We start from the raw sequence: 15736 nt of genomic DNA, 5'->3' as shown, positions 1-15736 counted from the left end.
TAGGAAACTTATCAATACTTTTTACAAATATGAGTTGGCTTTGGCAGGAATAAACAGAAGAAAATGGTTGAATTGGAAAAATTGGCGGATCAACTGTTCAATTGCTCTTCCCTAGTGTTTTAACAAATTGCTTAGTTCGTAACACCTTCCTATAGTTTTCGATAAGTATACTAAACAACTTGGATAAACCAAAGTCTTCTGCTAATTTGCTTTCCTGGAATTCATGTTTATCCGAACCCGTTGAAATCGTCTATCGACACCAGATTACGTTTAATCGGACCGCCCATTCTATTTGTCTGTGGGACTCTCTTCTTTCGATTAAATACCCTTGTCGTTTTTGATTATACCGATTTATACCGCTATGATCTAGTGGGGCTGCTAGCTGGTTATGTAAACTGGCATGTGGCTCGCTGGGTCTTACTGAGTCTCCAAAAGCGCTATCCAGGAATTGATCGTACCCGTGTTCGATTAGTCATCTACGGCCTGGCGTTACCACTGCTGGTATTAAACGGCACGCTACTGCGAACGCAGCCACTTTATTGGTTAGGGTTAGACCCGTCTCCCGAAGCTCCCTTTCAGCAATATGTACTAACCGCTGGTATTCAGCTATTTCATCACTGTATTTACCTCGGCGTGTATGAAAGTATTTATTTATTTGGGCAGTGGCAGCTGCTTTATACGGAGAAAGAGCGTTTGTTAAAGGCCGAATGGCAGGCGCGTTTTGATGCCATGAAAAGTCAGGTTAATCCGCACTTCCTGTTTAATGCCCTGAACTCCCTTTCGGCGCTAATCGACGAGTCACCTGTTCAGGCCGGGCGATTTGTGGATGAACTAGCGCAGGTGTACCGCTATCTTTTACAGGCCAACGATCGGGAACTCATCACATTAGACTCGGAGCTTCGCTTCATTCAGTCATACACGCACCTGCTTCAAACACGGCATGGCAGCGGCATAACTGTACATATCGATGTCGATGATCAATATCGGCACTATTCACTGCCTCCCCTGACGTTACAATTACTGATGGAAAACGCAGTAAAACACAACACCACAACAGCTAGGCAACCATTGACGGTGGAAATCCGAACGACTGAAAACGGTCGACTTCAAGTTTGCAATAATATTCAGCGTAAGAAGAGTCTTGTGCTGAGCAATGGTGTGGGGCTTCGTAACATCGCGGCTAAGTACCAGTTGCTCACTCAGGCAACCATTGGTATCGATGAAAATAACAACTCCTTTACTGTAACACTCCCGCTCCTGGGAGTAGCAGATTGATTGCCGTTATTTCCCCCGTTCTCGCTTGGCTTCGCCGAGTGAGGGCTATTACTTCAAGGGCCTCTGGCCCGTTTTTGGCTTATTACTCCGGCCAGAGGCCGTTAAAAAAATAACCCTCACTCGGCGAAGCCAAGCGAGAACGGAGGGAACGACATTGGTAGATAATGTGATTTGAGAGCCTAGTTAGCGTGCTGTCAGGTACGCAACCTTTATCTAGGGTCGCGCACCTAGGGCACGGAGTAGCAGATTGATTGACGTTATTTCGTTCCATCCCGAGTGCCATTCCAAACCTGGTGGTTAATACTCAGAATAACTCCCTTCTTTTCCAGCAAACTCTTTAGCTCGTTATAATTCACGGCTTGCACCGCTTTCTTCTGTTTCACCGCCAGCGCAGCCGCAATGCCCGCACTATTACCCAATTGCATCCAGGTTGATTCGACCCGTAGGGAGCAAAACCCAACGTGTGAAGCGGATACACATACCGGCACGAGCAAGTTCGTACATTCACTGCCTTTGGGCGTAATAGCCCGGTAAGACACTTCATAAGGCTGGGTAATCGGCTCCCAGATACGCCCTTCATTCACAAACTGCGTCTTCGAAACGGCAACTCTCTGAACATGATGGCTATCAATCCAATGAGAGGCTAAACAAATGGCATCGGGCTTCGTGCGTTCCTCCAGAATGTCTTTTTGCGTTTGTACATAAGCGCCAATCATACGCCGGGCTTCGCGTACGTAGAGGTAGTAAGGAAAATTTTCATTATCTGTAAACTCATCGGCGCTCAAGCCATAACTCGCCGTTTCTATCCGTAAGGCTTCGGGCACAGCTGGATCATTAGCCAGATAATACATCAGTCCGAGTGTCCAGGCTTTATGATCCTGATAGATAGCGTCCCGTCGGGCGTAATCTGCTTCTGGGTAATCGACGTTACCGCCAAAATGGCCCAATGAAATAACCGCTTTTTGTTTGTTATTCGTCTCAAACTTTCCCTTCGGATACGTCCAGGAATACAGATCAATAATATCCTTTAATTGCGTTTCAGGGTGGTTTTTCAGCAAACGGGTCAATAAGATATACCGCTCAGGCTTATAAGCTGCTGGCTTTGGAAAAGGACGCCGATTCGCATTGGTCGACATCATCAATCGGAAATTGTAATTCATAACCCGATCGCTGGCCTTCCCCTCCGTCAACGTAGTCCGTTCCACAAAACCCGGCAGTAACTTTCCCGAATCGTCGTAAGGAGCAGCTTCGATGGGCGTGTCAATAAAGCGTACTCCCGCCAGAGACTCTCCGTACTGTTCGCGACTCTCCCGGCCATGTGTATGAGATACCTTAGCGCGAGCCATCAAGTCTCCTTCATAGGTAGCATCAATGAAAACTTTTCCGGCGACGTTCGTTCCGTTTGTCAGACTGATGGACTGGATTGCGGTGCCCTTTTTCGTAACTGACTTGACAAAAGCTTCGTAAACGACCTTCACCTTAGCTTCCTGCACTAAATCATTGAAGACTTTTTCGGCTACGTGCGACTCGAAGTAAAACGTAGGACCGTTTTTGCCGTACGCTTTACCCAGTCGTTCATAAAATTCCAGCGGTAATCCAGAATACGTTTCCTCAATCATGTGTTCGGATTCAGATGTACCAATTCCACTGGTGTTGAGCCCACCCAGATGTTTCGTGGGCTCAATAAGTAATACTCTTGCTCCCTCGCGGGCAGCAGCGACAGCCGCTACAACACCTCCGGGCGTTCCTCCATATACGACTACGTCGTAGGTTCCTGTTTGACTAGGTATTACTAGCTGAAAAGAACTGCAGCAGATCAGCAGCAGACAAAAAAAGAAAGTCGATTTCATCGTATGGTTTAAGGTTAATATTCTACTTTCTAGTCCCTCTCCCATAATGGGAGAGGGACGGTCCGACGCTTCGGTTGGGGTGAGGGGGAATTAGACAACTTTGCATTTTCCCTCACCCCCGGCCCCTCTCCCATAACGGGAGAGGGGAGCAAAGACCGCAAAACGTCGAATTAAAAGCCTGGATTTTGAGTAAGAGCCGGATTAGCGTCTCGTTCAAAGGTAGGTATGGGGAAAAGCAGGTATTTCTCTGAAGCCGTATAACCCTGTTTTTGAGCGGCTTCCAATAATTTTCCTGTACGAAGTAAGTCCCAGCGACGATGGCCTTCCCCGGCCAGTTCCCAGCTTCGTTCCTGTAGTAGTGCGTCGCGAAACTGAGCCTGGGTCAGTCCGGCCAGGTCCTGCGGACCTGTGGTGTTTACGCCTTTTCTGGCCCGTGCCCGTATCTGATTAATAGCTGCATAAGCGTCTGCGCCAGGGCCGGCCACTTCATTGAGTGCCTCAGCATACATCAGTAAAACATCGGCGTAGCGAATCACTAAGAAATTATTCCGGGCAGCCCCGGCACCACAGGCATTCGGGTCCCAGTATTTATCCAGATGAGGTCCCGTGCGGGACATAACGACCGTGCCATTGGCAAGGGTCTTCTGGGTAATAACAGCAACCTGCTTACGATAGTCGCCGTCCACAAATGAGTTGGCATAACTGTCTGTTACCTGAAACGATCCACCTGTCAGGTTAATCGGGTAGCTGAAATAAATAGCAAAATTTTCGGCCATTGCGCTGCCATACTTTGGTTGGATACAACTGAATTGAATCGAGAAAATATGCTCGGGTCCGTTTTCTTTTTCGGGTGTAAAAATATCCCGAAAGTCAGCCACCAGGCTATAGGTTTTGGCATTAATTACCTCTTTGGCTTTTGCGGCCGCATTGGTCCAGTCTTTCCGCGTCAGGTATACTTTGGCTAAGATTGACTTGGCAGCCCCTACCGTGGCACGACCAATTTCGCCAGCCGCCGTGTAACTAACAGGTAGCACCTTTTCGGCATCTAGCAGATCCTGAATGATCTGTTGGTAGACTTTATCGGCGGGATCGCGGGGGATTTTGACATTGACGACATCGGTCGTCGTTTTCACAACTAAGGGAACGTCGCCAAAAGCCCGGACTAAATTAAAATAATGTAAGGCCCGCATAAATTTCGCTTCCCCAACAATCTGGTCTCGAAGTTTGGTGTCCATCGCAATTTTAGGGACGTTTTCGATGACCCGATTAGATCGGTCGATGGCGACGTAGGCGTTGGTATAAAAGTTGTCAAAGTAGTTTGTCGATGCCGTATATTTAAATTGATCGACTTCATTGGCGGCAGGGTCTCCATCGGGCCGTACGAAAAGGTCATCTCCACTTAAATCGCCCAAGACGATCATAGGAATCTGGTAGATAACCCGGGCACGGTCATATACCGCATTGATAGCAGTAGTAGCATCGGCGGCTGACGTAAACGAATTTGATTCGCTGAGAAAACTGATTGGCACTTCTTCCAGGTTACTCTGGCAGCCTCCAGCTATCAGTAAGCAGCCTAATACCGTTAGCAGATAGGTAAATCGGTTCATTCGATTAAATAGGTTATAGGTTGTTAATTCAGTTGACAGGCAACGAATCAGGAGTTAGAACGTAATGTTAGCGCCAAGGGTAAAGGTGCGGGAAGGCGGATAGGCATAGTTGTCAATGCCGTAGGTGGTATTACTGGTAAAGCTCGAATTCACCTCAGGATCATAGCCTGTGTATTTCGTGAAAGTGAGCAGATTTTGTCCGCTTACATACACGCGGGCCGATCGGATTACTTTCGTTTTCAGCGGGAGTCGGTAACCCAGCGAGACGTTTTTAAGCCGTAAAAAAGAGCCACTTTCAATCAGGTACGAACTATTCGTAAAATTCCATTGCCGGGCCGAAGGTCGATTATTAGACGGTTTGTCCGTTTGCCAATGGTCATCAATAAAGCTTTGAAGCGCAGTAGCTCCCGGATCAATTTCGGTGACACTACGGGTATAATTAAAGATCTGATTTCCCTGCACACCCTGAAAGAAAATAGAAAGATCCAGCCCTTTGAACGAAACGGTATTCGTCAGCCCGTAGATAAATTTAGGCAAGCCATTTCCAATGATGGTGCGATCTGTAGTGTTATTGAATACACCATCTCCGTTCACATCTTTAAAGCGGGGAGCCCCGCCTATATCTCCTGTTTGAGCCAGAGCGCCAGCGGCCTTAACCGCGTCGGTTGATTGCCATACACCGTCAAAGACTCGTCCATAAAACGATCCAATTGGCTCACCTACTTTAACAATCGTTTGCATACTCGTACCTGGGTCAGTAACCAGATATTGATCGGCATCGGCCAGTCGGGTTACTTTATTTCGGTTAGCCGAGATATTTCCCGATGTCGTCCACTTCACTTTCCCATCGATGTTGACCGAGCTAATTCCCAGTTCAACACCCTTATTCTGGAGGCTACCAATATTTCTGATCACAGACGTAAAACCAGTCGTGGCGGGCAGGTCGATACTGAGCAGCAGGTCGGTTGTTGATTTAAGGTAATAATCAGCCGTTATCTGAATTCGGTTGTTGAGTAACCCCAGATCAAATCCGGCATCAAATTGTCCCGTTTTTTCCCAGCGCAGATCAGGGTTACCGATCGTTGCGGCCTGGGTTGTCAATACTTCTGTATCCCCAAATACAGTTCGGGACGTCACGTAGGAAGGCAATGAACTGTACAGACCAATTCCATCATTGCCTGTCAATCCGTAACTTAAACGTACTTTAAGATCGCTAACAGCTTTAACGTTTTTCAGGAACGGCTCATCTGATACGCGCCAGGCAAATGCGCCCGAGGGGAAGAAACCATATTTGTTGTTTAGCCCAAATCGCGACGATCCATCGATCCGACCGGTCAGGGTAAATAGGTAACGATCCATGAACCGGTAGTTAATCCGGCCTAAGTAGGAGTTGAGTCCCCATTTTTGAACAGTAGTTGTTGGGGCAAGCAATACCGAACCCTGTCCCAGACTATATGCACCCAGGGTGTAGTTGGCAAAGTTCTGGGCTTCCTGATACGTTCGGTCTTCGCGGTTAGACTGGAAAGTAATCCCCGCTAACACGTCGAAGGCGTGATTGGCATTCAGCGTCCGGCTATAGGTTAAGGTATTTTCGTTCAGCAAGTTCAGGTTGCTGGAACTACCATTCGAGCCGTAACCATTTACCGTGTTGGCAACCAGCGTTTGGGGTGTGTAAAAAACATAACGTCGGGTATTGAGCACATCGACCCCTACACTCACGCGAGCAGTCAAACCATCCAGCAGTTTATATTCTCCGAAAAGATTGCCCAGCACCCGATCACTAAACAGCACATTTGTTGATGTTCGTAACAAGGCAACCGGGTTGGCAATGCTGGCCATTCCCGATCCAGGACCCACATTTAGCAGTTGCCAGTTGCCACTGGCATCATAAACGGGGCTGGCTGGCGAAATGGTCCGGGCCGCTCCCACCGGGCTGCCCGTATAACCAGTCTCGTTAATACCATTGTTAACACCATGACTGACAGTGAACGTAGTCCCAATTTTTAGCCGGGGGCTTATGTTGGCGTCCAGGTTAATCCGGCCTGTATAGCGTTTATAGTTATTCGTAATAATGATACCGTCCTGATTGAAATAATTTCCGCTGATCAGATACCGGAGCTTATCGGTTCCGCCCGAAAACGAGAGTTGATAGTTCTGCATCGGCGCAGAGCGGTATATTTCCTTCTGCCAATTGGTACCAACACCATACTCTGACGGCTTTTTAGGATAGGCTGTCGTATACCCAAACCGTTCAGCGAATCCGAGATTTCGTAGTTGTTCATTCTTGAGCGCCGTTTGCTCTTCAGCGGTGGCCAGATCGAGCATTTTGGTGATGTTTGACACCCCATAATACGTATCAAAATTGACCGTTGACCGGCCTTCTTTACCACGTCGGGTTGTGACCAGTACAACGCCATTCGCCCCCCGAGAACCGTAGATAGCGGTAGCCGATGCGTCTTTCAGCACTTCGATACTTTCAATGTCGGCCGGATTAATCGTTGAGAGCACATTCGGGAAATTGGATGAACCGCTAGCGCCCTGGGCCGAGGATGGGTTGGTTACCGGGAAGCCATCTATGACATAGAGCGGGTCGTTGGAAGCCGAGATTGAATTGCCACCCCGAACCCGGATAGTAACGCCCCCGCCCGGTGCATTAGAGGAATTTGTAACCTGCACACCCGCTACCCTACCCTGAAGGGCCTGATTAAAGGATGAGATGGGCTGTGCAGCTAGTTCGGTTGTACCGATGGAAGCGACCGAGCCGGTTAAATCCCGCTTTTTTACGGCCCCATAGCCAATGACCACGACCTCATTCAGCGATTTATTATCTGCTTTCAGGGCAATACTGATCGTTGTCTGATTACCGACAGTTATCTCCTGCGGTTCATACCCAACATAGGAAAAAATCAGCACGGTACTGGCATTCGGTATCACAAGCTGAAACTTCCCCGCCCCATCCGACGTAGTTCCCCGATTTGTGCCTTTTATCACCACATTTACACCGGGGAGCGTCTGCCCCGTTTCATCGGATACGGTCCCGCTAACAGTCTGATCAACTGGAACAACGGCTTCCTCCTGAAAAGACGATCGGGATTCTTCGGGCGGTGCCGCCGGACTTAATACAATTTGTCGACCTACCACTTCGTAGCGTAACCGAAGTGGTTTGATGACCTTTTCCAGTACGTCGCCCAGCGATTCATTAGCGGCTACGACCGTGATTTTGAGGTCAGAGGGAATCTCACGGGGGCGAAACGCAAATCGTATATTCGTTTGACTTTCAATTTCTTTCAGCACTTTACGAAGGCCCTGGTTTTCGAGCCGGAAGGTTACCCGCTTGTTGAGTAACTCCTGGGCGGTGGCATCGTTAGCCAGTGAAGCCCCCGCAAAAATCACCGCCAGAAGCGCTTGTAAGAGCGAGAGTTTCATGAGGTGAAAGAGGGTTTGTACGGGTACTAGTTTTTTCATTAGTTTTACCTGTTTTTGAAAGTTTTTAGGACAAAAACGCCCCTTGCATCTGGAAATGAGATGCCTGCGGACCAAACGCGTGAAGGGGATTTTCGACATCCGTAGTGCTCGTAACACTACGGATGTTCTCGTTAAGGGAACGCTATCTGCTGCTTATGACGGGTTGGTTGTTAAGGTGACTTAATTCGGTTTCTGACAGCCTTTGCTATAGATGACCACCTGCGCATCAATGAGTTTGTAGTGCGCATCCAATACCTTGCAGATGACATCTAACTTTTGAAAAAGGTCTTCATCATTAAGACTGAGTGTCAACGTGCAATGGCTCATCACTTCTTCGTCAAAAATGACATTGACTCCGTAAGCCCGCTCAATTGCCCCAAATACCTGCGCTGCCGATGCATCGTCAAACGTAAACGCCTGAACGTCTTTTGGGGAAATAAGCAGACGCGGGCTTTCGATCAATGTTTTATTAAACGTAGCTGCATCACGATGAAAAACGACTCGCTGATTGGGCGTGAGCACCATCCCTTTCGATTCTGGGTCATGAATTCGGCTGGGCTGATTCGGATAAACGGAAACCCGACCCGTTCGCACCGTTACCGTTACGGTTGGTGCGTCGGCTAGTGCTTTTATTCGAAAGCTCGTCCCTAAAACCTTAGTTATCAACCCATTGGCATATACGATAAACGGTTTCTTGGGATTCTTTGTGACGTCAAAAAAGGCCTCTCCTGTCAGATATACCTCGCGCTGAGCGCCTGCCAGGTCGGTACGGTAACGAAGCTTGCTCTCTTTTTGTAAGTCAACCCGGCTACCGTCGGCCAGTTGAACCTGCATAATCTGACTGGCTTCATTCACGGTTTCAACCCATTCATCGGCTGTCTGAGTTATTTTCTGCACCGTGAATTGCGTTTTTCCTGTCTGCTGGAGCACCAGAAAACCAATGCCCAGTATCAGGATAATCGATGCGGCAATTTTCCAGGCCCGTTGCCAGTTTAGCCAATGTGTTATCGGAATTGTGCGTGACTCTTCCAGTGTGTTTTCAATCCGATCCCAGATTGTATCTACCGTTTCGCTCTCGGCAGACGTGTGCTGAATGACCTGCAAACCAGTAACCAGACGACGGGCCTCCTCTACCTGATAATACCGTTCTGGATAGTCGCGCAGAAACTCTTTCCAAAACGCTTCCGTCTCAGGTGTGGGAGAGCTGATCCACTCCTTAAAGTAGTCGTCGGCCGCCAGATCTTCCGCATTAAATTGATAATAATTCATGGTTGTATCTTTTAGAATAATCTTGCTAATTCGATCCAGAGCAGCGATAAAGAAAAAATTCGGACAACTTCGCGGAGTGTTTTCAGCGCTGAGTAGATGAATCGGCAGGCAGACTGGTAATTGACGCCCATAATCTGGGCAATCTCTTCGTTGCTGAAATGCTGGTAGAATCGCAGGTTTAGTGCTTCCTGCTGACGAGGAGTAAGTAAGGCGTAGCTTTTGCGAAGCTGTCGGTGAAGCTGTTCGATTTCTTCGCGCTCGATGAGGTTATTTTCAATGACAAAGTCATCAGCCGTCGACGTGGGAGTTGAGTCAATATCCGACGCCTGAAAGAACAAATCCCGATTACGGACTTTATGAATTTTATTCCGCAAGGATCGAAACAGGTAGAATTTAATTGAATCGGTGTCGCTCAAATTAGCCCGACTCTGCCACAGTTCGATAAACAGGTCATGAATGCTATCTTCAACCAGAGGCACATCGTTGGTAACTTTATTGCCGTAATTCAACAGGTCATGCGCGTAGAGCCGGTAAATCTGTTGAAAGGCCGCTTCATCTCCCTGGCGAAAGGCATACCACAGATCGTTGGCAGAAGAATGGGTCGGCACCATGCGTTACGAGTTAAGTATGGGTTATTGGATCAAGTAAATGTGATTCATGCCCCTTTTATATACTAATGCCAAGTTTATAGGCTTTTAATCCTATTTTTTTGATATTTTTTTTAATCAGGCTTTTTCAGCACGCACACGATCGATCTTTATAAACCAGGGCTTCAATAACGGCTTAAAATTCCTCGGCAACTAAGGGGAATTCATTATTTAGAAACTCTTCTATAAACCCGTTGGTATTTTCTTTCTTTACTAGAAGAATCTGATTGCGTCAGTTTATATTAAAAAACAGCAAAATTTTCAGTACAAAATACCAATACCCTTCTATAGATTATAACTACTTGATCTGATTGATTACTTACAATGTCTGAGTACACCGTTGCTACAGAGCTTTGGACGGCCTTTAAAAAAGGCGATAAAGAGGCCTATGGCAATCTGGTGGCCCTTTTCTACAAAACGCTCTATAACTACGGCACCAAACTCACACGGGATAAAACTGTCGTTGAAGATTGTATTCAGGATTTATTTCTGGAGCTGTGGCAACGTCGGGAGTATTTGTCTGAGACGGAATACGTACGGTTTTACCTACTGAAATCGCTACGTCGGAAAATATATGCTCAGCAATCTCTCCAACAGAAATGGCTGCACCAATCCCTTGAAACGAATACCGAAGGCGAATTTCTGGGTGAATTTTCAATCGAAACCCGAATGATCGAGGTCGAAACGACGGAGCATCATCTGAAGAAATTGAATCAACTCCTAGGCAAGCTCACCCGACGGGAGCGGGAAGTCATTTATCTGAAATTTTATCAGGAGCTGGACTATGAACAGATTGCGGCCATTATGTCGATCAATTACCAATCGGTCCGAAATCTGATCTACACGGCCATCAAGGAGTTACAGAGCGCGTGGTTCGAAGAATAATTCAGAAAAAAATCTGAATTATTCAGTACAAAACGAGAAATGGCCTCTATTGGTAGTAGAACCGCATTCATCATGGACTATTCTAACTATACATCCGAAGATTTTGTATTGGACGATTATTTCCAAAAATGGGTTGCCGGAAAACTGCCCGAAGAAGATACGTTCTGGCCTGACTGGGTGCGCGAACACCCGGAAAAAGGGCCATTGATTAGCCAGGCAACCTTTGTCCTGAAAGCACTTGATATGGATCACGAACCAATTAGTGATCAAAAAGTCAGGGAAAAGGTGCGGCAGATTATCGATAATGCCACTGACAAACCCGTTTCTATCCACCCCTTCTATCAATCGCTCTGGTTTAGAGCTGCTGCTGCCGTCACGCTTTTGCTGGGTCTTGGCTGGTACCTGATGAGTCAACAGAAGCCTGCGCCTATGCTGTATGACGAACTGGTGATAGCTCAACCTCAGCCACTTCTGGAAAAAATAAATAATTCTGATCAACCACTCCGAATCAGTCTTAGCGATGGCTCCGTCATTACATTACAGCCCAATGGTAAGCTAAGTTATCCAGAACGATTTGAAACCGACAAACGGGAAGTATACCTGCTGGGAGAAGGCATGTTCGAGATTACAAAAAATCCGAAGCAACCGTTTTATGTCTACGCCAATGAACTAACGACCAAAGTGTTAGGAACCCGATTCTCGGTCAAAGCATACGCCAACGACAAGGCGATCATTGTGAAAGTATTTACCGGGAAAGTATCGGTGCAAACTCGAAATCCCCCTGCACACTCTTCTGAACAGCCATTTAACCAGCGGGAAGGAATTATTCTCACGCCCAATCAAATGGCAGTTTATGACCGCCCGCCCGCTCATCTTACCAGAACGCTGGTCGAAAACCCGGTACTCGTCAAAACTACGCCCGAGAACAAGCCCGATTTTCATTTCGAGAATACGCCGGTTTCCCAAGTGTTTGAGCGGTTGGAACAAGGGTATGGGGTGAAAATTGTGTACGACAGCGACCAACTGAAAAACTGTACCGTTACGGCCCCGTTTGACAACGAAAGTCTATACGAAAAACTGAACTTGATTTGTAAAGTGATCCGGGCCTCATACGAAGTTATTGATACCCAGATTGTTATTTCCAGCAGAGGATGTAATTAAGTTGTCGCCCAAACGGTCAGTCAAACCGATAAAATCCTATTCGCGAATCTGCCTCAGGAATTGGGCCGATCGCTACAGAAATGGGTCAGCAATGTGCCACCATTGCTGACCCTGAATTCCCCCGAACTGCTATCGTTTCGTTCACCCAACAGGTGAACTCGGGGAGCTTTTGCCTAGTCTGAATAACCTACAAAAACCGAGTGAAACTATGGAAAAACCCTTACGAAATCATGCCTTTTGGCTAAAAGCCATGAAAATTTCTTTTGTCCAGGTGGTCTTGCTGGTATTTTTCTCCAGCATGACCTACGCGATTAACTCAAATGCGCAGTTGTTAGATACACGGCTATCCCTGCAGGTCAACAACCAGGAGGTCGTACGAGTCTTAAGTCGTCTGGAGAAGCTGGCTCGTATCAAATTTGTATTTAGCCCCCAGGTTATTAAAGCGGGGCAAAAAGTAACAATTCAGTTTGAGAATGAACGACTTGGCACTGTTCTGGAAAAGATGCTGCGCCCCCTCCATATTCAGTACGAAGTATCGGGCAACTACATTCTGCTGAGTGACGCGGAAGCTGAAAGCATGATTCGGCGTCTTCCTGTAACTATTGGAACCGAATTGGAACCAGCTGAACTAACGGTTACCGGCACGGTGGCCGATGAAACTGGCGAAGGGCTCCCAGGAGTCAATGTGCTGCTCAAGGGAACTCAGAAAGGAACCAACACGGATCAGTATGGCAAGTTTCGTCTGAATGTTCCTGATGCCAGCGCCACACTCGTTTTTTCATTCGTTGGTTATGAATCAGTGGAATTGATTGTGGGGAATCGTACTACGCTGGATGTCCGCTTAAAAACAGACCAGAAGGCGCTGGGCGAAGTGGTCGTGGTTGGTTACGGTACTCAAAGCCGACGGAATGTAACAGGGTCTGTTGCCAAAATCGATATGAAGCAGACCGAAAACCTGCCGAATACGAATGTTGCTCAGGCGTTACGGGGTCGGGTGGCGGGTGTACAGTTTACCGATAACGGTCGCCCCGGACAAGGCGGAACAATCTTGGTACGTGGACAACGATCAATCACAGCGGGCAATAACCCGCTGATTATTCTGGACGGAATCTTCTTCGACGGAAGCCTGAACGATATTAATCCGGGCGATGTGGAGTCGATGGAAATTCTGAAAGATGCTTCAGCAACCGCCATTTATGGAGCCCGAGCAGCCAATGGCGTTATTCTGATCACATCAAAAAAAGGAACGTCAGAAAAACCGACGATTCGACTTAGTACATATTATGGCGCTTCGTCCTGGAGTTATAAACCCAAATTGCTGACGCCCGAACGCTACATTGAGAAAACCCTGGAATGGCGAAGGCAGAGCGGACTGGATGCTGATCCGGCCAAAATAAGCGGTTACCTGACAGCAACAGAAGCGAAAAACTACGCAGCCGGAAACGTCATTGATCCCTGGGAAGTCGTATCTCAGGCAGCCAGCATTCAGAACTATGATTTAAATATTTCAGGTCGCTCAGGTCGCACCAATTACTTTATCTCAGGAAATTACAATAACGAAAAAGGGCTGATCTTTAACGATAATGCAAGCCGAACCAGTGTTCGGATCAATCTTGACAACCAGATTACCAACTGGTTAAAAATCGGGGTGAATGCCCAATATGCCATACGGGATTTGTCCGGAAACGAAGCGAACGTAGCCAATGCCTATGGAACATCCCCCTTTAATTCTGTCTGGCTCGATGCGGCCAAGACCGACCCCAATCCTAACCCGAACGAAGACGGCCTGATTGGTCCCATTAATTTCGACGCAATTATCAAGAAGAATCGGGAAGTCGCCAGCAACCTATTTGCTAATTTCTACGGCATCGTCGACATCCCTTTTGTAAAAGGATTAACCTACCGTATTAATTACTCGCCAAACTATCGATGGTATAATCTGGATAATTTTAGTCCAATCTACCAGCGGAATAACGTTAACAGCACCGGGAGTGCCAGTCGGCGGTTGGACCTGAACAAGAACTGGGTTCTGGAGAATATTCTGACCTATACGCGCCAGATTGCGACGAATCATAGTCTTGATTTCACGCTGCTATATGGCCGAAATGAAGCTTACTACGAAACAGTAACAGCAACAGGAAGTGATTTTACGGGCTCCAGCGATGTTAATGGCTGGAATAATCTGGGTCTGGCAAAAATACAAACGAACACATCGGCGGCCTCCGATATTAACGCGATCTCCTCAATGGCTCGCTTAAATTATCGGTTTAAAGATCGGTACCTATTGACTCTAACGACCCGACGTGATGGCAATTCGGTATTTGGTGCCAACCATAAGTATGGCGTATTTCCTTCGGCGGCTCTGGCTTGGATAGCCTCAGATGAAGCTTTTTTCAAACAGTTTCCGATGATCAATCTGCTTAAATTCAGAGCGTCCTATGGATCGGTAGGTAATCAGGCTATTTCAGCGTACCAGTCACTGACTCAACAAGGGCAGGTGCAATACGTTTTTGGCGATGGCGGCACTACGTCAACAGGTCTTTATCCAGCCAATCTGGCCAATCCCAATTTAAAATGGGAAACGACCACAACGGCTAATATTGGGGTTGACTTTGAGATCTGGAAAGGCCGAATCGGCGGTACCATCGAATACTATAACATGGATACCAAAGATTTGCTGCTAAGCCGGCAATTGCCTTCGCCTACGGGCTTCGCCAACATCCTAACCAATGTTGGGGCCACGAACAATAAAGGGGTCGAAATCACACTCAACACTATGAACCTGAAAAAAGGAGGGTTCGAGTGGACTAGCAACCTTACGTTCTCAACCAATAAGAACCGCATTGTCCACATTTATCAAAGCGACGTAAACGGCGATGGCGTTGAAGATAATGACGTTGGCAATAAGTGGTTTATTGGTCAGCCTATTTCGGTGGCTTACGATTATAAAATCGACGGCGTCTATCAGCAGAACGACCAAATACCCACGGGTCAGAAAGCGGGCTTTTATCGCTTGCAGGATGTAAATAATGATGGAAAAATAGACGCCAGCGACCGGCAGGTGCTCGGCACATTACAGCCCAAATACCGCTGGAGCTTTACCAATAATTTTCGGTATGGCCATTTAAGTCTAATGGTCATGCTCAATGCATTACAAGGCTGGATAGGCTCAAACCCCAAGTTAGCCCTCGTGTCGGATGCGGGTTCGATTGGTTCTGGCAACTTCCCCGGTCGGGCGGCCAATTTTCTGGATGACGGTTGGTGGACACCCGAAAACAAATCCAATACCGTCACGTCGCTGTTGTACACCAACCCCTACAACCACGGGTACTACCAAAGCCGGGATTTTGTTCGGATTCAGGAAGTGTCACTAGCCTTCGATTTTCCCCGTTCGCTCACCAGCCGCCTGAAAATGAACAACCTGAAAGCCTACGTCAGCGGACGGAATCTGTATACGTTCACAAATTGGCAGGGTATGGACCCAGAAAGCGGTAACGGCCCTGCTTCCTTTCCAACTCCCCGTACCGTTTCGGTTGGCCTGAATATGAGTTTTTAGTCCTTGTCCTAAACCGATCAT

General features: G+C 47.4%; 9 protein-coding genes. 4 read left to right on the top strand and 5 right to left on the bottom strand.

Annotation, left to right across the window (positions count from 1 at the left end; translation table 11 throughout):
* The first annotated feature begins 240 nt into the window (after positions 1–240).
* Positions 241–1275 carry a sensor histidine kinase gene (locus GO755_RS00765; RefSeq protein ID WP_157582662.1) on the top strand — a complete coding sequence of 345 codons (1035 nt, stop codon included), beginning with the start codon at positions 241–243 and terminating at the stop codon, positions 1273–1275.
* Positions 1276–1532: 257 nt separating this feature from the next.
* Here the strand turns inward: GO755_RS00765 and GO755_RS00760 are convergent, their stop codons facing one another.
* The 5 genes from GO755_RS00760 to GO755_RS00740 form a co-directional block, all read right to left on the bottom strand.
* A complete protein-coding gene (locus GO755_RS00760) occupies positions 1533–3125 on the bottom strand; it encodes an FAD-dependent oxidoreductase (RefSeq protein ID WP_157582661.1) in 1593 nt (530 codons plus the stop codon).
* Positions 3126–3295: 170 nt separating this feature from the next.
* Positions 3296–4732: a RagB/SusD family nutrient uptake outer membrane protein gene (locus GO755_RS00755; protein WP_157582660.1), complete on the bottom strand. Its 1437-nt coding sequence runs from the start codon at positions 4730–4732 to the stop codon at positions 3296–3298.
* Between the two features lie 54 nt (positions 4733–4786).
* Entirely contained in the window at positions 4787–8197 is a 3411-nt protein-coding gene (locus tag GO755_RS00750; RefSeq protein WP_198174721.1) for a SusC/RagA family TonB-linked outer membrane protein, read from the bottom strand.
* Positions 8198–8377: 180 nt separating this feature from the next.
* Positions 8378–9466, bottom strand: coding sequence for a FecR family protein (locus tag GO755_RS00745; RefSeq protein ID WP_157582658.1), 1089 nt, complete (start codon positions 9464–9466; stop codon positions 8378–8380).
* A gap of 11 nt (positions 9467–9477) precedes the next feature.
* A complete protein-coding gene (locus GO755_RS00740) occupies positions 9478–10077 on the bottom strand; it encodes an RNA polymerase sigma factor (protein ID WP_157582657.1) in 600 nt (199 codons plus the stop codon).
* 360 nt (positions 10078–10437) lie between these two features.
* Here GO755_RS00740 and GO755_RS00735 point away from each other — a divergent pair, with 360 nt between their 5' ends.
* The 3 genes from GO755_RS00735 to GO755_RS00725 all read left to right on the top strand — a co-directional run bounded on the left by GO755_RS00735 (position 10438) and on the right by GO755_RS00725 (position 15715).
* Positions 10438–10998, top strand: a complete 561-nt coding sequence (locus GO755_RS00735; protein WP_157582656.1) for an RNA polymerase sigma factor — start codon at positions 10438–10440, stop codon at positions 10996–10998.
* A gap of 72 nt (positions 10999–11070) precedes the next feature.
* Positions 11071–12159, top strand: coding sequence for a FecR family protein (locus GO755_RS00730; protein WP_198174720.1), 1089 nt, complete (start codon positions 11071–11073; stop codon positions 12157–12159).
* 208 nt (positions 12160–12367) lie between these two features.
* On the top strand, positions 12368–15715 hold the full coding sequence (locus GO755_RS00725; RefSeq protein ID WP_227686819.1) for a TonB-dependent receptor: 3348 nt from the start codon (positions 12368–12370) through the stop codon (positions 15713–15715).
* Positions 15716–15736: the final 21 nt, after the last annotated feature.

Source organism: Spirosoma arboris (assembly GCF_009754945.1).
Classification (GTDB): domain Bacteria; phylum Bacteroidota; class Bacteroidia; order Cytophagales; family Spirosomataceae; genus Spirosoma; species Spirosoma arboris.
The sequence above is the reverse complement of the archived record's forward strand: the minus strand, read 5'-3'. Positions and strand labels throughout refer to the sequence as shown.

Excerpts from the sequence above, each read along its gene's own strand:
- GO755_RS00760 (WP_157582661.1), bottom strand. The coding sequence starts at position 3,125 with ATGAAATCGACTTTCTTTTTTTGTCTGCTGCTGATCTGCTGCAGTTCT.
- GO755_RS00755 (WP_157582660.1), bottom strand. The coding sequence starts at position 4,732 with ATGAACCGATTTACCTATCTGCTAACGGTATTAGGCTGCTTACTGATA.
- GO755_RS00750 (WP_198174721.1), bottom strand. The coding sequence starts at position 8,197 with ATGAAAAAACTAGTACCCGTACAAACCCTCTTTCACCTCATGAAACTC.
- GO755_RS00745 (WP_157582658.1), bottom strand. The coding sequence starts at position 9,466 with ATGAATTATTATCAATTTAATGCGGAAGATCTGGCGGCCGACGACTAC.
- GO755_RS00740 (WP_157582657.1), bottom strand. The coding sequence starts at position 10,077 with ATGGTGCCGACCCATTCTTCTGCCAACGATCTGTGGTATGCCTTTCGC.
- GO755_RS00735 (WP_157582656.1), top strand. The coding sequence starts at position 10,438 with ATGTCTGAGTACACCGTTGCTACAGAGCTTTGGACGGCCTTTAAAAAA.
- GO755_RS00730 (WP_198174720.1), top strand. The coding sequence starts at position 11,071 with ATGGACTATTCTAACTATACATCCGAAGATTTTGTATTGGACGATTAT.
- GO755_RS00725 (WP_227686819.1), top strand. The coding sequence starts at position 12,368 with ATGGAAAAACCCTTACGAAATCATGCCTTTTGGCTAAAAGCCATGAAA.